This is a genomic window from uncultured Winogradskyella sp. (assembly GCF_947498345.1).
GTDB lineage: Bacteria > Bacteroidota > Bacteroidia > Flavobacteriales > Flavobacteriaceae > Winogradskyella.
Map to the genome: position 1 here is coordinate 114,270 of NZ_CANMJY010000009.1, position 25,933 is coordinate 140,202.

Below are 25,933 nucleotides of genomic sequence, written 5' to 3' on the forward strand. Positions count from 1 at the left end.
AGTTTAAGTTGAAAAATGAATGTCAGCTCGAGCGTAGTAAAGAGGTATTTATATAATACACAACCATACCCTAACAGACAAGAAACTCAAAGCTACGAAAAGTTATGCGTTTGAATGAAAAATTTAAATATTCAATTTTCACTTAACGATTATTTTTTTATAACTCGATGACTCAGCATTACTCACTTTTAAAATATAGATTCCAGAACTTAACGTATTTATATTTATATGTGTTGTTCTATTATAAATTGATTGTCTTAAAACAGAACGACCATTTATTGATACAATTTCTAAAGTATAATTAGAGCTTAAGTTTGTATTTGTTTTGAGCGTTAAAAAACCTTTTGCAGGATTTGGAAAAACCTTAAAGCTATTATTGTTGAATGTTTCAAGGCTCAAAAAATCATTGTTTTTAAGTTCAATAATCTTGTCGTCGTCAGCATTTGGGGTTCCTGCAAAATCCTTGTTGGTAGTACATATAAAAATTCTACCATCAGGCAAAACTAGCACATCTCTAAGTCGTCCTCTAGTATTGATAAGGTAACTATTTTCTTCTATAACTGTATTGCCATCAGCACTAAGTTGTAGCTGAATCAATTTTTTATCTTTGAGTACAGCTAATAACAATGAGTTTTGCCACTCTGGTATAGAAGGATGGTCAAAGTAATCCATTCCGCAAGGTGCTATAGCAGGTGTCCACGCCCAAATAGGTTCGACAACATTTTCGTTATTACAGAATGCCATTTCTGAAGATAAATCACAATACCCCTCAACGTTTGGCCAACCAAAATTGGCATTTTCTTCGATGATATTTATTTCATCATTGTTTGATGTACCATGTTCTGAACTGTATATTTTTCCGTTTCCTGAGCATAAACCTTGAGGATTTCTATGACCAAATGACCAGATGTAACTATTAGTAATAGGGTTATCTGCAGGAATAGAACCATCTAGATTTAATCTAAGAATATTTCCGTTTAGAGTACTGAGATCCTGAGCTGTGGTAGGATCGATATAACCGTCTCCAATAGTAATGAATAGCTTATCGTTTTCAATTAACATTCTAGAGCCATTATGCGATACGCTTCCTGGAATGTTATCGATTATTGTTAATGGACTCGATAAAGTGTTACTATCAATACCATAAGTATATCGTACGAGTTTAGAAGTTGTAGCAGTATTGGTGTAATGAACAAATAAATAAGGTGTTGTTGGAAAATCTGGATGAAGTACAATAGAATGCATGCCAGCACTAAAGCCAAAAACTTCAACATCTGGGACGGAATGTATGGGTTGTAATTCGTTGGTATCTGGATTTACTCGGTTGATATTTCCAGATAGTTCAGTAAACCAAATCCATCCATCATTACTATAAGTCATGTCCCAAGGTACAGTAAGGTTTGTGGCTATGACACGTTCGGAAACTAAGGTGTTATCTAATTGTATTTGTGAGAAACTAGTATAACAAGTTAAAATTAAAGTGAGAAAGCAGATTTTTTTTGTCATTTTTGTTATGCTTTTTTTTAAATGTAATAAAATATTATGAAAGTATTTTCAATAGCAATCCATGGAGGAGCGGGAACCTTAGTAAAAGGGATGATGACGCCAGAGCTAGAGGCAAGGTATAAATTAGCCTTAAAAATAGCCTTAGATGCAGGTTATAAAGTTTTAGATGATGGTAAATCTTCAATCGAAGCTGTTGAAATTGCAGTAAAGCTATTAGAAGACTCACCATTATTTAATGCTGGAAAAGGGAGTGTTTTCACAGCTGAAGGTACCCACGAAATGGATGCTGCCATTATGGACGGGAAGTCTCTAAATGCTGGAGCTATATCCTTAATTACTGGAATTAAAAACCCTGTGAGTTTAGCAAAAGATGTTATGGAAAAAAGTGAACATGTATTTTTAGCAGGCGAAGGTGCGATGCAGTTTGCCAAAGAATTAGATTATAAATTTGAAGATGACCATTATTTCTATGATGAATTTAGATATAATCAATGGCAAGAGATAAAAGATACAGATAACTTTCAATTAGATCATTCCACTAAGAAAGACTCAAAATTTGGAACCGTTGGCGCAGTAGCATGTGACCAAGATGGTAATATAGCTGCAGCGACATCGACTGGAGGAATGACTAATAAAAAATGGGGACGTGTTGGAGATAGTCCAATGATTGGAGCAGGTAATTATGCAAATAATAAGACTTGTGCAGTAAGTTGTACTGGAAGTGGTGAGTTCTTTATTCGTGGTGTTGTGGCGTATGATGTATCATGTTTAATGGAGCATAAAGGTTTAAGCTTACAAGAAGCTTCAGAAGAAGTTATCCATAAACGTGTTTTAGAAATAAATGGTGATGGAGGGCTTATTGCAATTGATGCCCAGGGTAATATTACTATGCCATTTAATACTGAAGGTATGTACAGAGCTTGTAAATCTTCGGGTGGGAAAGAAGATATTTCAATATATAAATAGTGGTAGTCAGGCATTTAGGTGATACGGATTTTAATCAGATTATGAAATGCTTCTTATTGGCATTCGAAAATTACTTTGTAAAAATGCCAACGGATTATAATTACTACAAAAAACGTTGGGAAGCTGCAGGTGTGAGATATGATTTATCTTATGGAATGTTTGATAATGAAACATTGGTGGGTTTTATTATTAATGCCATTGATGAACGCCAAGGTTATTTAACAGCATATAATTCTGGCACAGGTGTAATACCTAAGTACAGAGGGCAACGTATTGTAAAATCTATTTACGATTATGCTATACCAAAATTAATCCAATATGGTATTACAAAATGCCAACTCGAAGTGATAACCGAAAATATAAAAGCCATTAAGTCTTATGAAGGCATCGGTTTTAAAATTTGTAAACGATTTAAATGTTATAAAGGAACACTTTCAACTAAAAGCAAAGAGGATTTCAGTTTGAATAAAGTTTCATTTAAGGATATGAATTGGGATGTTTTTCCTAACCAAAATTTATATTCTTGGGATAATCAGAAAGAGAGTTTAGTAAATACTAATTATGAGTTTTATCAAGTTGAAGTTGATAATAAATTACAATCCTACTTTATTATAGATTCCAAAAGTGGATATATCGCTCAATTAGAAGCCATAGAAGATTCAATTTCTCAATGGCGAACTCTATTTTCATGAGTACAGTCCATTAATTCAGATATTAGAATTAATAATATAGACAATAGATTAACCGATAAGATTAAAGCAGTAGAAACAGCTGGATTGAAAAATACTGTTGATCAGTTTGAGATGGAATTGTTTTTAAATCAGTAGATTTTACTTGCTTGCCATTTGTTGACTAAAACATAGTTAAGACTAAATAAAAGGAGCTTCGATAGGCAACACTTCTACTTTCTTCTTTTTGATATTAAAACGATCGCCATTAGATAAAATATGAGTTCTCATATTAGTTAATGACATTGGTGTGCCCTCATTTAAGATACTGTGATTATTATGCTTAATTTTTCTACCATCAAAAACAATGACCATCCCAGAGCCAATAACCTCAAAAGTATTATTCTTAATTATTAATCCAGTATCTTCAGCTAAGCCTAATCCCACAAGTTTAGGAAATTGAGCAACCGCTTCAGAAACTCTACCAAAACGTCCACGTCTGATAAAGTGGGTATCAATAATTAATTCAGGAATGAGACTAAGTCCCTTATACATCTTAACTGCACCTTTAATGAAGGATTCAGAGGCGCTTCCTCCGGCAATCATTTCATTAGCCATAACCATAGCACCTGCACTAGTACCAGCAATAACAAAACCTTTCTCATTTTTATAACGCTTAGCTAAAATTTTATGTATTGTTGTACCACCAATCTTGTCAGTAATCTTAGACTGATTACCTCCAGAAAACATAATACAGTCAGCATTTTTTATGAGTTTTATTGCTTTTTCAGTCTCGGAATCTTCTTTAGAGCGAATATCTAAAACTTCAACATTCTTGCAGCCTAAAGTAGAAAATGCAGTTAAATAGTTTTCACCAACTTCAACAGGTATACTCGATGCCGTAGGAATGATTACGATATTAGCATCAATACCGCCAGCTTCTCTAACTACGTGAAATAGAATGCCTTCCTCAATAAACTCTAATGTGTACATTTCATCTGCTTCAATACCTTTGTCCTCATTTCCTCCAATAGGTATTAAAGTGCCCTTAGCCTTCTGCATAATTTTAATCTAAAATATTGCGCAAAAATAAGCCAAATTTTCTATTGAAAAATACTATATTTATAATCTTTCACTAATAAAACCAACTATAATGGAGATAAGAAGTATAAATGCCATGCGAGGACCAAACTATTGGTCAGTTAGAAGACATAAGTTAATTGTAATGGTTTTAGACCTTCAGGAAATGGAGGAATTACCATCTAATAAAATAGATGGCTTTCCAGAACGATTAAAAGCCATGTTTCCTTCTATGTACTCGCATCGTTGTTCCGAAGGTTGTGAAGGAGGCTTTTTTATGCGTGTTGATGATGGGACTTGGATGGGACATGTTATTGAGCATATTGCCTTAGAAATTCAAACACTAGCAGGAATGGATACTGGTTTTGGACGAACACGAGGTTATGGAGAGGAAGGGGTTTATAATGTTGTGTTCTCCTATATGGAAGAATCTGTTGGTCGTTATGCAGCAAAAGCAGCAGTTAGAATATGTGAAGCTCTAATTGCAGGAGAGGATTATGATCTAGCTGAAGATATTCAGGAAATGCGTGAGCTTCGCGAAGCTGACCGTTTAGGACCTAGTACAGGTTCTATCGTTGCAGAAGCCGAAGCTAGAGGTATACCTTGGATTCGATTAAATAAGTATTCGTTGTGTCAGTTGGGTTATGGCGCTAACCAAAAACGAATTCAAGCTACAGTCACTAGTGAAACTAGCAGTATTGGAGTAGAGTTGGCCTGCGATAAAGAAGACACAAAGTATTTATTGGAACAAGCTGAAGTTGAGGTACCTAGAGGTGATATTATTCGTCGTGAACGTAGTTTAGAAGAAGCTTGTCGCTATGTTGGTTATCCTTTGGTGATAAAACCTATTGATGGCAATCATGGAAGAGGAATTACTGTTGATATTCAAAATTATGATGAGGCTTTAGTAGCGTTTAGACATGCTAAGGAGAGCTCTCGGAGTGGCGCAATAATTGTTGAAAAATTCATTGTTGGTGAAGATTATAGATTGTTAGTAATTAACAATAAGTTGGTTGCTGCGGCTTTACGTTCACCTGCGCATGTGGTTGGAGATGGAAAATCGACAGTCCGGGAATTGATTGATGAGGTAAATAAAGATCCTCGTCGTGGTTATGGACATGAAAAAGTTTTAACACAGATTTCTGTCAATGAGTTAACTCAAACGATTATTAAAGACGCAGGTTATACTTTAGAGTCTGTGTTAGCTGATGGAGAAAAACTAATCTTAAAAGACACAGCCAATTTGAGTACTGGTGGTACTGCAGAAGATGTTACAGATATTGTACATCCTGCAAATGTGAGTATGGCAGAGCGTATTTCAAAGATTATTGATCTAGATATTTGTGGCATAGACGTAATGACTACAGATATTTCAAAGCCTCTATCAGAAACAGGAGGTGCTGTTTTAGAAGTTAATGCAGGCCCAGGATTTAGAATGCATTTAGCGCCAACAACAGGTTTGCCACGTAACGTAGCTGCACCTGTTATCGATAAGTTATTTCCTGTGAAAGGGGATACAGGACGTATACCTATTGTAGCTATTACAGGTACTAATGGAAAAACAACAACGTCTCGTTTAATCTCTCATATTGCAAAAATGAAAGGTTATCGTGTGGGATATACAACGAGTGATGGAGTTTATATTCAGAATAGACTTTTAATGACAGGAGATTGCACTGGACCAGCAAGTGCCGAATTTGTACTTAAAGACCCAACGGTTAATTTTGCTGTTTTAGAATGCGCTCGTGGCGGTTTATTACGTGCAGGATTGGGCTTTAAAAAATGTGATGTTGCTGTAGTAACCAATGTTGCTGCAGACCATTTAGGCCTAAAAGGGATCCATACCGTAGAGCAATTGGCTAAAGTAAAAGGCGTAGTGCCAGAAACAGTTCTACCAGATGGATATGCCATTTTAAACGCTGATGATGATTTAGTTTACGATATGCGTAGAAGTGTAGATTGTAATGTGGCACTTTTTTCAATGGACGAAAATAACCCAAGGATTAAGGCTTTACAGCGTTTACATGGCATTACAGCAGTTTATGAAAATGGTTATGTTACTATTTGCCGAGGAGAATGGAAAATGCGTATTATGAAAGCAGAAAACATTCCATTGACTTATGGTGGGAAGGCTAAATTTATGATTCAGAATGTATTAGCAGGGATTTTAGCAGCTCATGTACAGGGTATTAGTATCGAAGATATGAAAGCGGGCTTAGAAACCTTTATACCTTCTGCTGCGCAAACACCTGGAAGATTAAACCTATTTAAGTTTAACAACTTTAATATATTATTAGATTATGCACATAATGCAGCCGGAATGCGAGCACTCCAGAAATTTACGGATGAACTGGACGCAACGGTTAAAGTAGGTATTATTGCAGGTATTGGAGATAGACGTGTAGAAGATAATAATGAAATGGGGAGTATTGCTGCTGAAATGTTTGATGAAATTATTATTCGTCAGGACAAGCGTTTGCGTGGTAAAACAGAAGAAGAACTCATTAAGATGCTAAATGATGGTATTAAAATGAAAGACCCTAACAAGAAGACTACTATAATTCCATCAGAAAAAGAGGCGATTAAACATGCAGTTAAACATGCAGTAGAAGGATCATTGATTATTCTTTGTAGTGATGTAATACCAGATGCATTAGATTTGGTTAAAGAACTAAAGGAAAAAGAATCTAGAGGAGAATTAAACTTAGTATAATCTCTTTCGAATAAACAAAAAAGCCGAAACATTTATGTTTCGGCTTTTTAAATGGTTAATAGCATATTAATTAACAAAGCTTTTTAGTCTTTACTTTAATTTGTAAGCTCTTTCGGTAAGCTTTGATACTTATAATTTCATTACTTTTTTTACGATTAATTTTTAAAACTTTAGCCTTTACTTTAGCAGAAATAACAGTTTTTTTTACCTCAGGCTTTTCAGCTTTAGGGGTTTCAATAAGCTCAGTCTCAACATTACTTACAACATCTTGTTGAGCATATCCTGCAAAAGATATTGTTAAGAATAATAATATGACTAAACCTTTTTTCATAATTGTTAAATTGTTTTTTGTTTTAACTTCGGTTCAAAGAAACGGTAGATATTTACTGTAGGTAAAATTTTTGGACGAAATAAGGCGATAATTAGATAACTGGTATTTGTTAGTAAAAAACATCGATGAAATACACAAAATGGGCTCACAGCCCTTTAAAAAGGGTAATTTTATAGATAAAAAAGCCTAAGATTTAGACCAAATGAAGCTGTTTACCAATAACCTCGATGAAATGCATGGTATAGGTATAATTTTATAAAAAGTATATAAATGATAGATTATAGAGATAATCCCTACTTTGATTTGTTTCTAAAACAGAAAGAGAATCAATATAAAGTTGCTCAGAGTACATATAGTCAAAGGATTAGAAAGCTCAACAAACTTCATAACGCTCTAGAATATACATATAGAAAGCAAATTAAAGAAGCATTGTATAAAGATTTAAAGCGACCTATTATAGAATCTGACTTAGTTGCTATCTATCTCGTCATTAAAGAAATAAAACATGCTAAGGCCAACCTCCATCGTTGGTTAAAGAAAAAAAAGGTTAAATCTGATCTTGTATTGTTAGGTACAAAATCGTGGATAAAGTACGAACCAAAAGGTGTTTGCTTAATTATGTCTCCATGGAATTATCCTGTTAATCTTACGTTTTCACCTTTAGTCGCAGCAATTGCCGCAGGTAATACTGTAATAATAAAGCCTTCAGAAATATCAGCAAATTGTTCTGAGTTAATGGAAGTTATAGTAAAGGATTTATTTGAAGAAGATGAGATTGCATTAATACAAGGAGATGTTGATGTCGCTCAAAATTTATTACAACTACCTTTTAATCATATATTTTTTACGGGTTCTATTCCTGTGGGTAAAATAGTGATGAAAGCTGCAGCGAGACATTTATCCTCTGTAACTTTAGAACTAGGAGGAAAGTCGCCAGTAATAATAGATAAATCTGCAGATGTAAAATTAGCAGCAAAAACTGTAGTTTGGCTAAAACACTTTAATTGCGGACAAACCTGTATAGCGCCTGATTATGTATTTATACAAGAGAAAATTTTAGAATCATTTATAACACATTATAAGTATTATCTAAATAAATTTTATGGATCAGATATTTCAAGCTCTGAAAGCTATGGACGAATCATAAATAAAAAACACTTTAATAGATTGATTTCCTATATTGATAATGCTAAGGCATCGGAGTCAGAATTTTTAATAGAAGGCAAAATTAATAAAGAGGAGCAGTTTATAGGTCCTACAGTAATTTCAAATCTAAAACAGGATGCTCTTTTAATGCAAGAAGAAGTTTTTGGTCCAATTTTACCAGTAAAAACTTATGATCATAAAGAAGAAGTTATCAATTACTTGAAAGATAAGGATAAACCTCTAGCGTTATATGTATACTCAAAATCAAGCTTTTTCACCGATTTAATTATTAACAATACCAGGGCTGGCACAACCTGCATTAATGGTAATGGTATACAATTCTCTAATCATCATTTACCATTTGGCGGTAGTAATAGTAGTGGTATTGGTAAAGCACATGGTTTTTATAGCTTTAAAGCGTTTTCTAATGAACGTGCAGTGTTAAAACGGTATGCCTCAGGACCTGTGACATTGCTTTTTCCTCCATATACTACTTTTAAAGAGAAGTTAGCAAAATTAACTGTTAAGTGGTTTTAAGCCTTATTAAAAAAATCCGATTGAATTTGCTCATTAACTCCATTTTGAAACTTCGTCATACTAAACCATTGGTGTATAGAATAAGACCCTGTTTCCCCTTTTTTATTTACGGCTATATAGCCAACTTGAAAGTCTTTATAGTTGCTATTGGGTTTGTTAACAATTCTGCTTATGGCTTCTTCACAAGCTTCTTGAGGAGATTTACCTTGACGCATCAATTCTACCACAAGAAAGCTCCCCACCGTTTTTACGACTTCTTCGCCTAAACCTGTAGCTACTGCAGCACCAATTTCATTATCCACAAATAAACCAGAACCTATAATAGGTGAATCACCAACACGACCTCCCATTTTGTATGCCAAGCCACTTGTAGTACAAGCTCCAGAAATATCCCCATTTTTATCTATGGCAAGCATGCCGATAGTATCGTGATTTTCTATGTTAATAATGGGTTTATATTTAGCCTCAACTTTCCATTTTTCCCAGGCTTCTTTTGAAGCATCTGTTAATAAATCTTCTGGTTTAAATCCACTTGAAATGGCAAATTGCTTAGCGCCTTCACCTGCTAACATTACGTGCGGAGTGTCTTCCATAACTTTTCTTGCTACTGAAACTGCATGCGTAATATTTTGAAGATAAACAACAGCCCCACAGTTACCATGTTTGTCCATAATACAGGCATCTAGGGTTACATTGCCGTCTCTATCCGGCAATCCACCTTTACCAACAGACTGACCTTTTTCATTAGCTTCTTCGACTCTGCAGCCTTGTTCTACTGCATCAAGTGAGTTTCCGTCAGCTTGTAGAACTTCCATAGCCTTCGCTGTTGCTTCCTTTACATGCCATGTAGCGATGACCAAGGGCAGACCTTGTAAATCGGCAATAGCCTCATTATTTTCTTGAATATTTTTTTTAGAATCAGATTCATCACAACTTATAATTGCGTTTCCAACGGCTAATCCAACACCAGTTAATGACGCATTTTTAATAAATTTTCTACGGTTCATCGAAAAGTTTGTTTTACGTTTCCGCGAAAGCGGAAATCTTTTTTAATACTCTACACCTTGCTTATCTAATACTTTTTTTGTTCTAAAGGCATAAAACAACAAGTATGCAAAACAAGCTACAGCAATCCAATAAGACGATTGAATGCTAAAGATATCAGCAATTTTTCCTTGTAAAGGTGGGATTATAGCACCACCTAAGATCATCATAATTAAAAATGCCGAACCTTGAGAGGTATATTTCCCTAAACCAGCAATACTTAATGTAAAAATACAAGGCCACATTATAGAGCAGAATAACCCACCAGATAAGAATGCGAATAAGGCCAAATTACCAGTTGTGAATAACCCAACCAACATTCCTATAACGCCTAAAACACTAAAGATTTTTAAAGTTCTTACAGGATTATCCTTAGCTAAGAAGAAACCACCAATTTGAACAGCTACACATATTGCAAAAAACAAAATTTCATTGGTAGAGAAACTTTTCCCACCTGCATAATTAGCCACAAGAATAACTCCAAATGCTATATAAGGAACGATAATTAATAGTGCTTTTTTTAACCCTTTACTTGGATCGAAGACAGTGATAGCTCCTACCCATCGTCCAATCATTAATCCTCCCCAATATAATGAGATAAATGGTGCAATTCCGGCATCATTTAAAACTGGTAATCCTAAAGGGTTTAACTTGTTGACTTTATCGGCTACCGTTTTTAGAAGCTCACCTAAATTACTTTGAATGGTAACTTCCACGCCAACATAAGTGAATATGGCTAACATACCTAAAACTAATTGAGGATATTTCATGGCGCCCCAACCTTTAGGGTTTTTTGATGCGCTACTATTAGCAATAAAAACAGAAACAATAACAGCTATCAAAGCGATAAAAAGTAAAACTAATCTTGTGTTTTCTACTTCTTCAGATGCTGAGGTGTCGCCAGAATAGGTGCTAAAAATATATCCGAAACAGGCTGCAATAATTAAAGTTAGAATTATCAGTAAATTTCTTGCCTTATTAGCAGGTTCGAATACTGTTTCAGATTTTAAAGCAGGTAGTTTTTTTGAAAAATAAAAAAGAGCAGCAGCAACTAAAAATAAACCACCTACACCAAGATATAGTAATTGAACTGTAGTAAGAGTGATTTCATTATTTTTTATCATTCTTACTAATTCCTCAGGACTTACTGCTGCAGTACCAAATAGAACTAGTGCAACAACGATAGGTCCTATAGTTGTACCAAACGAATTAATACCTCCAGCCAAATTAAGACGATGAGAGCCTGTCTCTGGATCACCAAGTGCAATTGCAAAAGGATTTGCGCCAGTTTGTTGTAGCGAAAATCCTAGGCCAACTATAAACAAAGCAATTAAGACAAAATAGAACACTGCTGTTTGACCCTGTTCTGCTCCAGCAGTAGCAGGATACATGATAAAGGCACCAATAGCAGATAATAAAAGACCATATATTATAACCTTTTTATAGCCCCAAGAATTGACGATATCTTTTTTAATCGAACTAGAAATAATAAATAATAAGAGCGCTCCTATATAATATGCTCCATAAAATGCAAAATCCACCAATTGCGATTGAAACTGATCGATATTAAAATAGGTTTTACAAAAAGGGATAAACACACCATTAGATGCTGCAATAAATCCCCAGAAAAAGAAAACCGTTACTAAGGTTGCTAATGCCGATTTGTTGTTTTGATTACTCATATTTAGTTGTTGTTAGTTAGTTTTATTTTATCGAAATTTCATCAACAAAAATCCAGCTTCGACCATCATAAGGATAACCTAAATGCCATTCTGGAAGCTTCCCCATTTTCTTGGCGATGATTTTTACGTACTTGTATTCTGTCATAGGAATTTTAAATTCCAAAGTTCTAATTTCGAGCTCACTATCACGTTTTGAAGCGTCAATTTTATAAGATGGTAAAGCTTTAAAATTCATATTATCTTTTGATACCAAACATTGCACTTCTGTAGGATAAAAAATCCAGGCACCTTGGTCTTGTAAAAAATTTACAGTAATAGTATTGATTGGTTTTTGCCGACCTAAATCCACAGTGGCTATGAGATTTCTGTCATAGTAACCTTGCCAACTTCCTGTACGATAGTTTTTAGTACTTCTAATACCATCGATAAGGGCATCATTTCCACCTGCAGAGTATTGATTAGCGTATTCACTTTCTAAAGTGATACTGAGGTTAGGATCTATTTTAAAGAATGGTGTCGTCAATACAGGGCTCTTTATATTACTTTTTTCAGAATAGAGTTTTACTTTGGTTTCTTCGGTTAAAGTAAATGGTTTCTCATACAGCTGAAAATCTTCATCATTTAGGGCATAGTAAATCCTAGCACCTTGCTCAGAGGTATTTAGAACTACTTCGGTTTCTCCTCTAAACGTAATATCTCCTTTTTCAATATATGGTGAAGGCAAAATGATATGATCTTTAATCTCAGTCTTTGGCTCGTTACCAACTCTACTTCCCCATACTGTTGGATTATCGGTCATGGTAAATTCTAGTGTTCCGCCAGAAACAATATCTTCATGTTTTAAATACGTTACATCTAAATCCTCTCCATTGAGTTTTACATTTTCAATATAAATATGAGTATCACTCAAATGTTTAGCTTTTATATTGAATTGTTTTCCGTTTTCAAGATTAATAGTGGCTTTATCAAAAAGTGGAGTGCCAATAATGTATTGATTGCTTCCTGGCGTAACCGAATAAAAGCCCATAGAACTTAATACATACCAAGCACTCATTTGCCCACAATCTTCATTGCCAGAAACTCCATCAGGTTCATTATTATATAATTCTGTCAAGATTTGATGAACCTTTTCTTGAGTTTTATGAGGTTTGTTTACAAAATTATAGAGGTAAGCCATATGGTGGCTTGGCTCGTTGCCATGTGCATACTGACCAATTAATCCTGTAATATCAGATTGGTCGCGACCAGAAGTTTCGGTCTTGGCATTAAATAACCCATCAAGTTGTGCTTCAAGCTTATCCTTTCCTCCTAGCAGGTCAATAAACCCTGAAACATCTTGAGGGACATAAAAACTATATTGCCAAGAGTTCGCTTCTGTGTAATTAAAATTTACTTCATAAGGATCAAAAGGGGCAAACCACGTATTTCGGAATCTCCCTCTCATAAATTTAGACTCAGGGTCGAATACATTTTTATAATACTGTGCACGTTGAATGTAGGTTTTATAATCTTCAGATTTACCCATAGCTTTTGCCATTTGTGCTATCGTCCAATCATCGTATGCATACTCTAAAGTTTTAGAAACCGATTCACTCTCTTCATCCACAGGAATAAAACCGTATTTTTTATAGGCTTCTAAACCAAATTTATCTCTTGTAGCGGAATGTTTCATAGCTTCAAAAGCTTTTTCAGTATCATAGCCTCTGATGCCTTTTAAGTAAGCATCAGCTACAACTGGCACAGCATGATAACCAATCATACAATCGGTATAATTTCCTGCTAAATCCCACATTGGCATAATCCCTCCTTCATCGTATTTCGCTAAAAATGTATTGATAAAATCATTGGTGCGTTCTTGCTCAATAATTGTGTATAAGGGATGTGCAGCTCTGTAGGTATCCCAAAGTGAAAAGACCGAATAATAGTCGAAGTTGGCATCATGAATTTCTAAATCCATACCACGATATCTTCCATCGACGTCTTGATAACGATTTGGTGCAATCATGGTATGATATAATGCCGAATAGAAATTCGTTTTTTTTTCTATGTCATTACTTTCAATGACAATTTTTTTGAGTTGTTTTTCCCAATAATTCTGGGCTTCTTTTCTTACTTCTTCAAACGATTTAGAACCTATTTCAGCTATCATATTGTCTTTAGCACCTTTTTCGTCAACAGCTGAAATTCCTGTTTTGATTACCAGTGGTTCATTGTTAGGATTATCAAAAAGCAGAATAGCTTTTTTACTTTCAAACTTATAATTCTTTGATATGGCAACATCTTCACCATCATCATAAACAATGTCTTTAATAGGATGTGAAAACTTAATATGATAAAACAAACGTTGGTCTTTTGCCCAAGCCGATGAATGTCTATAACCATTAATTTCGTAGTTGTTGAGTTTATTAATCTTATAATCTAATAATTTATCTCTGTGCGCTAAATCCAAAACTACATGCTGATTTTCATTGGAATGAAATTGGTATTTATGAATCCCACTGCGCAAAGAAACGGTTAACTCAACATCAATGTTTGTAGAATCTAGATGAACTTTATAATAACCAGGCTCCGCAATTTCATTATCATGACTAAAATGTGCTCTATAGCCTTCTTTACCATCGTAACCATTATTAAAGTTGATTTTGTTAGTAGGCATTAAGAGTACATCACCATAATCGCTTATTCCAGTACCACTTAAGTGTGTATGAGAGAACCCATAGATATATTTATCTGTATAGTGATAACCAGAACAGCCATCCCAACCTTTTAAACGCGTATCCGGACTTAATTGCATCATACCATATGGCATAGTAGCGCCAGGATAGGTGTGTCCATGACCGCCAGTACCAATAAAGGTGTTTACGTAATTTATTAAAGGTTGATCTTTTTTGGCTTCAGAAATTGGAGATGATTTATTACAACTTAAAACTAAGGCCAGAACAATTAAAACAAAGTATAGTTTAGAGGTCATTAAAAAGATTGCTAATTTTAGCATCTAATATACTAAAATGCATTTCAAGAGCTTAGTAGGGATTCTCATTTTATGTTTTTTAACTTTTGGTTGTACTGAAAGTTATTGCCCAATGATTGAAGTAGATGTTATTCCAGAAGTTGATTCTGTATTGGGATATAATGACGAATTTATAATTGAAAACAAAACCACTATAAGCTTTTCTGAAACCTTTAAAGTTTCAGCCAATTTTTTACAATCCTTTATTTTGAATGGAAGTGGCATTCAATTGAAGTCGATTGAAAAAAATGGTTCTATTTTATTTATACAGAATGATAGTATTCCTTCTGAAGGATATAAACTGGAGACTTTTAAAGATAAGATTAAGATCATAGCTTCTTCTGATCAAGGTGCATTTTATGGTGTGCAAACATTACGACAGTTAATGCCAGCATCATTAGAGAACGGAAGTTTTGATAAAGATAAAATTAGAATTGAAGCTGTTTCTATTAAAGATGAACCAAAATTTCCTTATAGAGGCATGCATTTAGATGTAGGTCGTCATATGTATTCTGTTGACTTTATTAGAAAGTATATTGATGCTATGGCTATGCTAAAGATGAACATCTTTCATTGGCATTTAACTGAAGATCAAGGTTGGCGTATCGAAATAAAAAAGTATCCAAAGCTTCAGGAAATTGCTGCATACAGGGATGAAACCTTGGTAAGACATTACAGTGATCAACCGCATCAATTTGATGGAAAAAAATATGGTGGTTATTATTCGCAAGAGGAGATAAAAGATATTGTGACTTATGCTGAAGAGCGTTTTGTTACTATAATTCCAGAGATTGAAATGCCAGGTCACAGTCAGGCTGCTATTGCTGCTTATCCAGAATTAGGTTGTAAAGGTGAGCAGGTTGAAGTCGCTAAAAAATGGGGAGTTTTTGAAGAGATATATTGTACAAAAGATGAAACCTTCAATTTTCTTGAGGATTTGCTCGATGAGGTGCTAGAATTGTTTCCAGGCAAATACATACATATTGGTGGTGACGAAGCGCCAAAGACGCGTTGGAAAAGCTGTAGTGATTGTCAGGCAAGAATTAAAAGTGAAGGTTTAAAAGATGAGCATGAACTTCAGAATTACTTTATTATGCGAATCGAAAACTATCTAAATTCTAAAGGACGGCAAATTATTGGTTGGGATGAAATTTTAGAAGGTGGTTTAGCTCCAAATGCAACCGTGATGTCATGGAGAGGAACAAGTGGTGCTGTAGAAGCGGCAAAGTCTGGACATAACGTTGTAATGACGCCTACTTCACATTGTTATTTTGATTACTACCAATCCGATAATGAGGATGAACCATTAGCTATAGGTGGTTATTTACCCTTAGAAAAAGTATATAACTTCAATCCAATTCCTGAAGAATTGTCAAAAGAAGAATCGAAATATGTTCTTGGTGCTCAAGGTAATGTATGGACAGAGTATATGCCAACTGAAGATAAGGTAGAGTATATGACGTTTCCAAGAATGCTGGCAATGAGTGAGGTATTGTGGTCTAAGCCTGAGCACAAAGATTATGTGGATTTTGTATCTAAAGTAGAAAACTTCCATAAACGATTAGATGCTTTAGACATCAATTACGCTAATCATTTATATGAAATTGAAGGTGAGATGATTTCTGAAGATAGAAAGTCGTTTTATCAACTCAAAACCTTAACTGAAGGAAAAGATATTCGCTATACCTTAGATGGGAGTGAGCCTAATTTAAATTCTGAAGCCTACACATCTAAAATTCCAATTACTAAATCTACAACGATTACAGCAGCCGTTTTTAATAACAAAGAACGACTAGGCAAAGTATTTAGCCAAAGTATTAATTACCATAAAGGGGTAGGTGCAAAAATAACTATAGATAAAGTGCCTCATAAAGCATATTCAGGCAGTGGTGCAGAAGGTTTAATCAATGGTATTAGCGGAAGTGATTCACGTTATGGAGATAAAGAATGGTTAGGGTTTTCGGGAGAGGATATTGAGATTACTATTGATTTAGGAGAAGTGCAAGCCATCAATTTCATTGAAACACGATTTCATAATGGTAATGGGCAATGGATATATGCCCCAAGAAAGTTTTCTATTGAAGTGGATAGTACATTAATAAATTATGATTCTGATAATGAAGATAAACTCATAGCGAATCAAATTAAAGGAGTGGGTCAATACAGTCGTTTTGTTAAAATTAAGATTCCAAATTATGGGACTATTCCAGAAGGTAAACAGGGTGCTGGCAATAAAGCTTGGACCTTTATTGACGAGATAATAATCAATTAGGATGTTGCTAGAAATTTGTGCCAACTCATATCAGTCTGCAAAAAATGCTCAGCAAGCTGGTGCGCATCGTATAGAGTTATGCCAGGAATTGTCAGTTGGTGGTATTACACCTTCTAATGGATTGTTGAAACAAGTTGTTGAGAATTTACAGATTCCTGTGTTTGTATTGATACGACCAAGAGGCGGGAATTTCGTATACTCAGATGATGAGTTTGAGATTATGAAACATGATATTCAACTTTGCAAAGACTTAGGCTGTCAAGGTATTGTGTCTGGGGTTTTAAATTCAAATTTTACGATAGACCATGTACGCACAAAAGAACTTGTGGAAATATCAAAACCATTAGCATTTACATTCCATCGTGCTTTTGATGAAGTTATAAACCCGAAAGAAGCTATAGAACAATTAGTCGATTTAGAAGTAGAACGAGTTTTAACCTCAGGTCAAGAAACAACTGCTAAGCAAGGTTTAGTGTTACTAAAAGCATTGCATGCAATAGCAAATAATAGGATTACCATTATAGCAGGTAGTGGTATCAATGCTGATAATGCTCTAAAATTTAAAGAAGCAGGATTAAAGGAAATTCATGCATCAGCTTCAACACTAATTGAACAAGATAATTCTATGTTTTCAATTTCTTTAACCTATTCAGACCCTCAAAAAATTAAAGCCATTTTAGATGCGATATAGTTTTCTACTTTTTATTCTCATTTGTTTTAGCTGTCAACCAAAACATAATGTCCCAGTTACTATTGAGATTGATAGTAACTGGCAATTTAAAAAAGTATCAGATCCCATATGGCGTTCGGCAACAGTACCTGGAAATATATTTTCAGATTTACTAGATCATCAATTAATCGAAGACCCATTTATTGCAAATAATGAAGAAAACGTACAATGGGTTTCTAAAACTGATTGGGAGTATAAAACAATTTTTTCAGTGGATGAGGAAACATTTCAAAAGAAAAATATTGAGCTCAATTTTGAAGGTTTAGACACCTATGCTTCAGTATATCTAAATGATAGTTTAATCTTAAAAGCTAATAACGCATTTAGACAATGGAATGTCAATGTAAAACCTATTTTAAAACCTGAAAATGAGTTACGATTGGTATTTGAGCACACTTCAAAATATGAAGAGGCAGAAAAAGCAAAACTGACTTACCAACTACCTGAAGGTAACCGTATTTTTACCAGAAAAGCACAATTTCAATACGGTTGGGATTGGGGACCAAAATTAAATACGAGCGGTATTTGGAGACCAATTAAATTGGTGGCTTGGAATGAATTTAGAGTCGTAGATTATTATTTAAAGCAATTTTCTCTTTCTGACTCAATTTCCGAATTAGGTTTAATTCTTAAAACAAATTCAAGTTCGGATATAGAATATAATATCGATTTATACATAGATGATTATTTATTATATAAGTATAAGGACTATAATCTTTATGGTAATGACACACTTAATTTCGATATAGAAAAACCAAAACGTTGGTGGCCACATAATCTAGGTGAACCCTATTTATATGACATCAAAGTTGTAGTAAAAGATGGAAATAAAATTTTAGACAATATTTCTGTAAAACATGGTATCAGAACCATTGATTTAGTCACTGAAAAAGATAGTATAGGAGAATCTTTTTACTTCAAAGTCAATGATGTGCCTGTTTATGCTAAAGGAGCTAACTATATTCCACAACATAGTTTTCAAAATTGGGTAAATGATCAACACTATGAGGATTTGCTTGATGATGTCGTCGATGCTAATATGAATATGCTCAGAGTTTGGGGAGGAGGTATCTATGAGAATGATATATTTTATGACTTGTGTGATAAAAAAGGAATTCTGGTTTGGCAAGATTTTATGTTTGCTTGTGCCATGTACCCAGGAGATGACACTTTTTTAAAGAATGTACGGCAAGAAGCTGAACAGCAAGTAAAACGATTACGGAATCATGCTTCAATTGCCTTATGGTGTGGTAACAATGAAAACTCAGAAGGTTGGCATCGTTGGGGCTGGCAAGTCGATAGAAGTGGTGAAGAGAAAGACGAGATTTGGGACAATTATTTAAAAGTATTTGACTCTATTCTACCAAACACGGTAGCAAGATTAACAGATACAGATTATTGGGAGTCATCACCAAAATATGGCAGAGGTAATCCAAAATATAAAACCGAAGGTGATGCACACGATTGGTGGATTTGGCACGACGCCTATCCTTTTGAACATTTAGAAGAACATGTACCACGTTTTATGAGTGAGTTTGGATTTCAGTCCTTCCCGAGTTATGAAGTCATTCGGTATATCAATCAGAATGATTCTATTGAAATAAGCTCAGAAGGTTTTAAAAATCATCAAAAGCATTCCAGAGGATTTCAGCTTATCGATGAGTATATGAAGCGCAATTTTCCTATCCCTGATAATGCAGAGGATTATGTCTATATGAGTCAGTTATTACAAGCATATGGTATTACAAAGGGTATAGAGGCTCATCGTAGAGCTAAGCCTTACAATATGGGAACACTATATTGGCAACTTAATGATTGCTGGCCAGCCGTATCCTGGTCTGGTATTGATTATTTAGGTAATTGGAAGGCATTACATTATAAGTTGAAGCATAGTTTTGATAATATTTTAATCTCTTCAAAAATTGAAAATGATACTATAAAAGTCTATGTGATCAATGATAATTTAGAAGACATTAATGAAAAATTACGAATCTCTATTAAAGATTTTGATAACAATATTTTATGGAAAGATTCTAAAGAAGTTTCTATTGCTTCAAATTCAAGTCAAATCAAGTATCAAATACCATTAGCAGATATTAGTTTTCCTAAAGATCAAATTTATCTTGATACTGATTTCTATAATGTTGAAGAACACTTCTTTTTTGTAAAACCTAAAGATTTAAAACTGAAGCAAGGTGATTTCAAAACACAATTTGTAAAAATGGATGATGGTATTAAAGTTATTATTTGGTCAGATGTCTATCAAAAAGATGTCTTTCTATCTACAAAATACAAAGGTTGGTTTCATAATAATTTCTTTGACCTTTATCCAGGTCAAAGAAAATGGATTTATTTTAAATCAAATGATGAAAGACTAGATAAAGTCATGTCAATTGATGATTTGCAAATAAGAAGCTTTAACAATTTCATAAGACAAGTAGGATATTAGATGATTAACTTTGCTAATTAAACCCTATTGATGATTCGCTGGATAATATTTATAGCCATTATTGGTGTCGCAGATTTTTACGCATTTCAATCTTTAAAGACAGTAACCAAAAGTAATTGGTGGTATGCACTTTATTGGTTGTTTACAGTAGTTGTGATTGGTAACTTTATATATCAATTTTACAGTTTTAATAGAAGTAACGGCTTTTCTCAAGCCAATGGTTTTGCTGTCGGTATGTTGATTGCTATGGTTGTGCCTAAGCTTATACTCATTGTTATGATGTTTGGTGAAGATGTGTTTAGAGTTCCTCAAGGTATATACAGCTATTTTATGCAAGACGATAGCGGAAGTGAAAACCAAATTAAGCACTTTCCTGCACGAAGGAAATTTATTAGTCAAATAGCCTTGGGACTAGCTGCAATTCCTTTTGCATCTGTGATTTATGGCATGTATAAAGGGAAATATAATTTTAAAGTTTTAAAATACACACTACATTTTGAAGATTTGCCAGAGGCTTTTAATGGCTACAAACTCACTCAGATTAGTGATGTGCATTCTGGGAGTTTTGATAATATTAAAAAAGTAGAATATGCTATTGATTTAATAAACGAACAGCAATCTGATGTTATATTGTTTACTGGTGATATGGTAAATAATAAAGCAACTGAATTAGAGCCATATGTTGAGGTATTTAAGAAATTAAAAGCTAATGATGGGTTGTTTTCTGTTTTAGGAAATCATGATTATGGGGATTATATAAGATGGAATACTGAAGAAGATAAGAGGCAAAACCTCGAAGATTTGAAAAAACTTCAAAAAGACATTGGATTTGATTTATTATTAAATGAGAATCGATTCATAGAAAGAGAAGGACAAAGATTAGCTATAATTGGTGTTGAAAATTGGGGGAAGGGTGGTTTTAAAAAAGCAGGTGATTTAAAGAGGGCATCTGAAAAAGTTAACAAAGATGATTTTAAAATATTGATGAGCCACGATCCAAGTCATTGGGATGCTGAGGTTGTTAACGATGCTTATCATTATCACCTAACGTTGAGTGGACATACTCATGGTATGCAATTTGGGATTGAAATTCCTGGATGGATAAAATGGAGTCCTGTAAAATGGAGATACAAACAATGGGCAGGTATATATGAAGCTTTGGGCCAGTATATTAATGTTAATAGAGGGTTTGGTTATCTGGCTTTCCCAGGAAGAGTAGGTATTTGGCCAGAAATCACAGTGATAGAGCTTAAAAAAGGCAAAAAGGGGGCATAATTGCTAACAATTGTTTATTTTTATCTTGCTGATAACAAACGGACTAGATTTACTAGTAAAAATTTATGTAGGTTTGTGAAACACGTTTGACTAAAACTATTAACGTATGTCAAAATTTGGGGAATTAATAGATGTCGATATTCCGGTACTATTAGACTTCTATACAGAATGGAATGACCAGTCTGTTGCCATGCATCCTGTGCTTAGAGATGTTGCTGCCGCATTAGGCGATAAAGCTAAAATCATTAAAATAGACGTGGATAAAAATAAGGAATTGGCAGAAGCACTTCGTGTTAAAGGGTTACCCACTTTAATTATCTACAAAAATGGCGAAATGAAATGGCGTCATAGTGGTGAGCAAGATGCAAACACTTTAATTGGCATTATTCAAGAGTATGTTTAACTCTTAAGGCCTTAAAAATATATCCCTTTTCGTTATAATATTCTAAAACTTTCGGAAGTACATATTTTAAATTTCGAGATGCTTTTATACTATCGTGAAAAACAATGATACTTCCTTCTTTTGCTGTAGAAAGTACATTATTCAAACAATTGTCTTCGCTTACAGATTTACCCCAATCATAAGAAAGCACATCCCAAAGAATAATTTTATAGCCCAGTTCTTGTAGCTTTCCACTTTGCTTAGCTTTAAATTTACCATATGGTGGTCGAAAGAGTTTTTCGATTGATATATCTCGATTGATAAATTTGGAATTTATTATCGCTTGTGTTTTTAAGACATCTTCAATATAATCTTTGGTTTTATGTTTCCAACCTTTTAGATGGTTATAAGTGTGGTTACCTACAGAATGCTCTTGCTCTATTATAGCTTGAAAAATTTCAGGATGCTTTTCAATATTACTACCAATACAAAAGAAGGTAGCTTTTGCATTAAATGGTCTTAAAGTTTTAAGTACCCACTGCGTAATTTCAGGAGTTGGACCATCATCAAAAGTTAAATAGAGTACTTTGCTTTCGGTATTAATATTCCAAACAAAATTTGGAAAAAGTGTTTTTACAAATCCAGGTGTTTTTGCTGGAATAATCTGCATGATTGTTTTTAGTCTTCTTCTGGTGCTATAGAATCTGGTATAGAGTCATTTAAAATAGTATTGATATCTATATCCTGAGGTACTTGTTCTTTTTCTTCTTCGACAGGCCCCATCAGCTTATCTAACAAGCTTAAATAGCTGTTGAATTTTTTAGTTTCCTCCAGAGCAAAATCTTTATCATTATAAACGACTAAAATATCTACTAAAGCCCTATAACGTTGAATATCTAAATAAATATCCTCAATCAAACGTATTTGATCATCCTCATCTAAACCACCGAAATACATAATATTTTCTTGATATATTTTAGCTACATCTTTATAAAGCGCTCGTCCTTTTTCTGTATTACCAATTTCATAATATGCACTTATATATGGCTCTAATAGCGAGTGAAAACCAAATTTGTTAACTGGCATTTTTTCCATAGCTATATCAGCAATTTCTTCAGCTTTATCTAATTTATCTTCATTGATAAGTGCTTCAATTAAACGTGCTAAATTACCTCTGTAGGTGATACCATTTCTTCGGGTTTCTATATCATGGTAAATACTTTCTCCACTTCCTCCCCAATTCCATTGTTTTACCATATCGTACATTAAGTCTGGGTCTACACGTCCCATGTCATAAGGGTTGGCTCTATCAACAGGTGTTTTAATAGGTACAAGTTTATAACACATACCGTCTAATTGCAGATAGTCTTTAAGCCAAATATAGTCATCAGCTCCAAAGGCACCACCAGTAAAATAAATAGGTCGTTCCCAGTTATTATTAGCTATAATATCTAACATTAGGAGGCGGTTTTTGTAAATGTAGCTGCCTTCAATTTCTGCATAAAGGTTAGCTTCAATCTTATCTGCATCCTTAGGTTTTACAATTCCATTTTTTAATACAGTATCTTTATCAACAGGAATGCTAATGTGTCTGGTAGGGAAATAATTGGTATTTAAGATATGATTTGGATATTGCCTTGGATCTTCACCTTGTCTTTCAACCACATATTTAAACTTTGTACTTGGCTTATCACTAGAAACAAAATCCATGAAGTCTTTGATTGGTAAGGTGTCTTTGGTAATTTCTCGTCTTATAATAACATCTCTGGTTCCACCTCTATATTGATTATGCGTTAATTGAGAAGGAATTGGATCACTCTCGTAGGCTTTACGTTTCATTTGGTCGATGTACCAGTCTGTTTGAAATAAACTGGTATTGACCACTCGAACATCTGTACGTACTCCTTCAATTTCTTGAAGATACCAAAGCGGAAAGGAATCGTTATCTCCAATAGTAAATAGAATGGCGTTTGGTGCACAAGACTCCAGGTATTTGCGTGCCATAGCATTGGCAGTATATTTTCCTGAGCGGTCATGATCATCCCAATTGTTTGCCGCTAAAATACCAGGAACAATTACAATACAAGCTAGGGTAATTACAGGAGCTAATAGTTTTGATTTAATGTTAGACTTTAATAAATCATAAATCGCATAAACTCCAAAACCAATCCAAATGGCAAATACATAGAACGAACCTACAACCGAATAATCACGCTCCCGAGGCTCAAAAGGTCTTACATTAGTATAAAATTGAATAGCAATACCTGTCAATAAAAAGAAAACCAACAATACCCAAAAACGCTTTGCGTCAGTATACATTAAGAAGAAGAATCCAACTAACCCTAGCAATAAAGGAAGGAAATAATAGGTGTTTCTGGCTTTATTTTCTGCGACTTGGGTCGGTAAATTTTCTTGCGATACTCCGAGGTGTAATTCGTCAATGGGTTTAATTCCAGAAATCCAGTTGCCGTTAAAATCATCATACCTTCCTTGTATGTCGTTTTGTCGTCCAGTGAAATTCCACATAAAATAGCGCCAATACATATAACCAAACTGATACTGAAACATATAAGCGAGATTATCTGTAAAGGATGGTTTTTCTATTATTAAGTATTGTTGTCCATAGCGTCTTAAAAATTGATCATATCCTTCATAATCCACTTCACCATTGGCAATTCGCTGTCTAAAATCATTGACCACTTTATCGAAGCGTCTTTTTTCCTGTATAGAATATTGACCCGCCTCCTCTTCTGAGAGTCCGTAGCTTAGGGCTTCATTATAGGTGCGTGTTTGTAGATTAGGATCGACTTTAAAATCAATCAGTCCTGTAAACATCATATAATTTTCCGCATGTTCGCTACTCCACATTCTAGGCAAAATAGCAGCATGTTCGTGATTGTAGTTTTGTTTACTACCTTTCCATTCATTAATAATAACATATTCGCCTAATTCTTCATCGCGTTCGTAGTTCTTTTTATCATCTACAAAAGGATTGTCTTCATCCGCACCAGAATAAATCTCGGTAAATTGAGGCCCGTAGAATAAATGCGTTTCAGGATATTGTTCTAGATTATAGTATGCCAAAAGCTCTCGCGCATCCGAAGGATCATTTTCATTAATAATCACTTGAGCATTAGCACGTATAGGTAACATCATCCAGGAGGAGAACCCAATAAAGATAAACATAAGACAAAGTACCAAGGTATTTGCATGAATCATTTGTTTTTTTCGAGTGTAATTCAATCCAAAATAGAACAATGCTATAACCATTAAACCAGTAATAATAGTACCTGAATTAAATGGTAGACCTATGGAGTTGACAAAAAATACTTCGAGATTACCAAAGAGTTTTAAGGTAGTTGGTAGTAATAATTTGAATATAAAAAGTAAGATTGCCGCAGAAGCTACATTTGCAATAATGAAGTTCTGTATAGTTATGGTTTTATAATTTTTAAAGTAGTATATAAGGCCAATTGCAGGGATGGTAAGTAAACCCATAAAGTGAACTCCGAAAGATAAACCAATAACAAATGCTATAAGTATTAGCCAGCGATTGCCTCTTGGTTTGTCCATATCTTGCTCCCAACGTAATGCGAGATAAAACATTACAGCCATAATTAAGGTTGCCATAGCATATACTTCAGTTTCTACAGCATTAAACCAAAATGAATCCGTAAAGGTAAATGCTAAGCTACCAACTAATGCACTACCTAATATAGCCATGCTTTTGCCTTTACTAGAATCTTTTTTATGCTTAACTAGCTTTACTAATAATAAACTAATGGTCCAAAACATAAAAAGTATAGTAAATGCACTAGCAACTGCACTCATCATATTCATTATCATACCCACTTGTGATGGCTCAAGAGCGAATATAGAGAAAAATGCTCCCAGCATTTGAAAAAGTGGAGCTCCTGGCGGATGTCCAACTTGTAATTTAGATGAGGTTAAGATATACTCACCAGCATCCCAAAAACTTACTGTTGGTTCTATAGTTAAAGCATATACTACAAACGCAATAGCAAATACAAACCAAGCTAATATGCTATTCCACTTTTTAAAGTTAAAATCTGTCATGAAAATCACTTCTGTTTAATGCAGGCGAATTTACTAATTATTATAGTAATGCCTATGTTTTTAAG

At 34.2% G+C, this 25,933-nt stretch carries 17 protein-coding genes; 9 read left to right on the forward strand and 8 right to left on the reverse strand.

Translation table 11 applies throughout. From position 1 onward, the window contains the following. Positions 1-138: 138 nt before the first annotated feature. Positions 139-1,506 (reverse strand): PQQ-dependent sugar dehydrogenase, encoded by a 1,368-nt coding sequence (locus Q0912_RS12880; protein ID WP_299115710.1) that lies wholly within the window; start codon positions 1,504-1,506, stop codon positions 139-141. Between the two features lie 36 nt (positions 1,507-1,542). Here Q0912_RS12880 and Q0912_RS12885 point away from each other — a divergent pair, with 36 nt between their 5' ends. Next, positions 1,543-2,472, forward strand: a complete 930-nt coding sequence (locus tag Q0912_RS12885) for an isoaspartyl peptidase/L-asparaginase (RefSeq protein WP_299115712.1) — start codon at positions 1,543-1,545, stop codon at positions 2,470-2,472. A gap of 41 nt (positions 2,473-2,513) precedes the next feature. Beyond that, complete coding sequence (locus Q0912_RS12890; protein ID WP_299115714.1) at positions 2,514-3,164, forward strand: GNAT family N-acetyltransferase; 651 nt, start codon at positions 2,514-2,516, stop codon at positions 3,162-3,164. A 177-nt stretch (positions 3,165-3,341) separates the two neighbouring features. Here the strand turns inward: Q0912_RS12890 and Q0912_RS12895 are convergent, their stop codons facing one another. After that, positions 3,342-4,202 (reverse strand): cyanophycinase, encoded by an 861-nt coding sequence (locus Q0912_RS12895; RefSeq protein ID WP_299115716.1) that lies wholly within the window; start codon positions 4,200-4,202, stop codon positions 3,342-3,344. Between the two features lie 91 nt (positions 4,203-4,293). Here Q0912_RS12895 and cphA point away from each other — a divergent pair, with 91 nt between their 5' ends. Further along, positions 4,294-6,933, forward strand: a complete 2,640-nt coding sequence (gene cphA, locus Q0912_RS12900) for a cyanophycin synthetase (protein WP_299115717.1) — start codon at positions 4,294-4,296, stop codon at positions 6,931-6,933. A gap of 70 nt (positions 6,934-7,003) precedes the next feature. On the opposite strand, the gene Q0912_RS12905 is transcribed toward cphA, so the two are convergent. Continuing rightward, positions 7,004-7,264 (reverse strand): hypothetical protein, encoded by a 261-nt coding sequence (locus Q0912_RS12905; protein WP_299115719.1) that lies wholly within the window; start codon positions 7,262-7,264, stop codon positions 7,004-7,006. A 270-nt stretch (positions 7,265-7,534) separates the two neighbouring features. On the opposite strand from Q0912_RS12905, the gene Q0912_RS12910 reads away from it, so the two are divergent. Next, the gene (locus Q0912_RS12910) at positions 7,535-8,947 is read left to right on the forward strand and encodes an aldehyde dehydrogenase family protein (RefSeq protein WP_299115721.1); all 1,413 of its coding nucleotides are present in this window, start codon (positions 7,535-7,537) and stop codon (positions 8,945-8,947) included. On the opposite strand, the gene Q0912_RS12915 is transcribed toward Q0912_RS12910, so the two are convergent. Genes Q0912_RS12915 through Q0912_RS12925 form a run of 3 tightly spaced genes read right to left on the reverse strand, consistent with a single transcriptional unit; the run spans position 8,944 to position 14,644 of the window. Then, positions 8,944-9,954 (reverse strand): N(4)-(beta-N-acetylglucosaminyl)-L-asparaginase, encoded by a 1,011-nt coding sequence (locus tag Q0912_RS12915; RefSeq protein ID WP_299115723.1) that lies wholly within the window; start codon positions 9,952-9,954, stop codon positions 8,944-8,946. The genes Q0912_RS12910 and Q0912_RS12915 overlap by 4 nt on opposite strands. A gap of 42 nt (positions 9,955-9,996) precedes the next feature. Next, complete coding sequence (locus Q0912_RS12920) at positions 9,997-11,673, reverse strand: MFS transporter (RefSeq protein WP_299115725.1); 1,677 nt, start codon at positions 11,671-11,673, stop codon at positions 9,997-9,999. Between the two features lie 22 nt (positions 11,674-11,695). After that, a complete protein-coding gene (locus tag Q0912_RS12925) occupies positions 11,696-14,644 on the reverse strand; it encodes a GH92 family glycosyl hydrolase (RefSeq protein ID WP_299115727.1) in 2,949 nt (982 codons plus the stop codon). 112 nt (positions 14,645-14,756) lie between these two features. Here Q0912_RS12925 and Q0912_RS12930 point away from each other — a divergent pair, with 112 nt between their 5' ends. From Q0912_RS12930 to Q0912_RS12950, 5 genes are all read left to right on the forward strand, one after another. Further along, positions 14,757-16,955 carry a family 20 glycosylhydrolase gene (locus Q0912_RS12930; protein WP_299115729.1) on the forward strand — a complete coding sequence of 733 codons (2,199 nt, stop codon included), beginning with the start codon at positions 14,757-14,759 and terminating at the stop codon, positions 16,953-16,955. 1 nt (position 16,956) lies between these two features. Then, positions 16,957-17,646: a copper homeostasis protein CutC gene (locus Q0912_RS12935; protein ID WP_299115731.1), complete on the forward strand. Its 690-nt coding sequence runs from the start codon at positions 16,957-16,959 to the stop codon at positions 17,644-17,646. Then, positions 17,636-20,134 (forward strand): glycoside hydrolase family 2 protein, encoded by a 2,499-nt coding sequence (locus tag Q0912_RS12940; RefSeq protein ID WP_299115733.1) that lies wholly within the window; start codon positions 17,636-17,638, stop codon positions 20,132-20,134. The genes Q0912_RS12935 and Q0912_RS12940 overlap by 11 nt, the downstream gene beginning before the upstream one ends. A gap of 30 nt (positions 20,135-20,164) precedes the next feature. Continuing rightward, a complete protein-coding gene (locus Q0912_RS12945; RefSeq protein ID WP_299115735.1) occupies positions 20,165-21,409 on the forward strand; it encodes a metallophosphoesterase in 1,245 nt (414 codons plus the stop codon). A gap of 106 nt (positions 21,410-21,515) precedes the next feature. Next, on the forward strand, positions 21,516-21,812 hold the full coding sequence (locus Q0912_RS12950; protein WP_299115737.1) for a thioredoxin family protein: 297 nt from the start codon (positions 21,516-21,518) through the stop codon (positions 21,810-21,812). Here the strand turns inward: Q0912_RS12950 and Q0912_RS12955 are convergent. Continuing rightward, entirely contained in the window at positions 21,793-22,461 is a 669-nt protein-coding gene (locus Q0912_RS12955; protein WP_299115739.1) for a polysaccharide deacetylase family protein, read from the reverse strand. The two genes, Q0912_RS12950 and Q0912_RS12955, sit on opposite strands and share 20 nt — an antisense overlap. Before the next feature lie 8 nt (positions 22,462-22,469). After that, entirely contained in the window at positions 22,470-25,868 is a 3,399-nt protein-coding gene (locus tag Q0912_RS12960) for a DUF2723 domain-containing protein (protein WP_299115741.1), read from the reverse strand. Positions 25,869-25,933: the final 65 nt, after the last annotated feature.

What these genes read in the sequence shown, in the direction of transcription:
- Q0912_RS12880 (WP_299115710.1), bottom strand. Translation starts at nt 1,506, where the DNA reads ATGACAAAAAAAATCTGCTTTCTCACTTTAATTTTAACTTGTTATACT.
- Q0912_RS12885 (WP_299115712.1), top strand. Translation starts at nt 1,543, where the DNA reads ATGAAAGTATTTTCAATAGCAATCCATGGAGGAGCGGGAACCTTAGTA.
- Q0912_RS12890 (WP_299115714.1), top strand. Translation starts at nt 2,514, where the DNA reads ATGAAATGCTTCTTATTGGCATTCGAAAATTACTTTGTAAAAATGCCA.
- Q0912_RS12895 (WP_299115716.1), bottom strand. Translation starts at nt 4,202, where the DNA reads ATGCAGAAGGCTAAGGGCACTTTAATACCTATTGGAGGAAATGAGGAC.
- cphA (WP_299115717.1), top strand. Translation starts at nt 4,294, where the DNA reads ATGGAGATAAGAAGTATAAATGCCATGCGAGGACCAAACTATTGGTCA.
- Q0912_RS12905 (WP_299115719.1), bottom strand. Translation starts at nt 7,264, where the DNA reads ATGAAAAAAGGTTTAGTCATATTATTATTCTTAACAATATCTTTTGCA.
- Q0912_RS12910 (WP_299115721.1), top strand. Translation starts at nt 7,535, where the DNA reads ATGATAGATTATAGAGATAATCCCTACTTTGATTTGTTTCTAAAACAG.
- Q0912_RS12915 (WP_299115723.1), bottom strand. Translation starts at nt 9,954, where the DNA reads ATGAACCGTAGAAAATTTATTAAAAATGCGTCATTAACTGGTGTTGGA.
- Q0912_RS12920 (WP_299115725.1), bottom strand. Translation starts at nt 11,673, where the DNA reads ATGAGTAATCAAAACAACAAATCGGCATTAGCAACCTTAGTAACGGTT.
- Q0912_RS12925 (WP_299115727.1), bottom strand. Translation starts at nt 14,644, where the DNA reads ATGACCTCTAAACTATACTTTGTTTTAATTGTTCTGGCCTTAGTTTTA.
- Q0912_RS12930 (WP_299115729.1), top strand. Translation starts at nt 14,757, where the DNA reads ATGATTGAAGTAGATGTTATTCCAGAAGTTGATTCTGTATTGGGATAT.
- Q0912_RS12935 (WP_299115731.1), top strand. Translation starts at nt 16,957, where the DNA reads ATGTTGCTAGAAATTTGTGCCAACTCATATCAGTCTGCAAAAAATGCT.
- Q0912_RS12940 (WP_299115733.1), top strand. Translation starts at nt 17,636, where the DNA reads ATGCGATATAGTTTTCTACTTTTTATTCTCATTTGTTTTAGCTGTCAA.
- Q0912_RS12945 (WP_299115735.1), top strand. Translation starts at nt 20,165, where the DNA reads ATGATTCGCTGGATAATATTTATAGCCATTATTGGTGTCGCAGATTTT.
- Q0912_RS12950 (WP_299115737.1), top strand. Translation starts at nt 21,516, where the DNA reads ATGTCAAAATTTGGGGAATTAATAGATGTCGATATTCCGGTACTATTA.
- Q0912_RS12955 (WP_299115739.1), bottom strand. Translation starts at nt 22,461, where the DNA reads ATGCAGATTATTCCAGCAAAAACACCTGGATTTGTAAAAACACTTTTT.
- Q0912_RS12960 (WP_299115741.1), bottom strand. Translation starts at nt 25,868, where the DNA reads ATGACAGATTTTAACTTTAAAAAGTGGAATAGCATATTAGCTTGGTTT.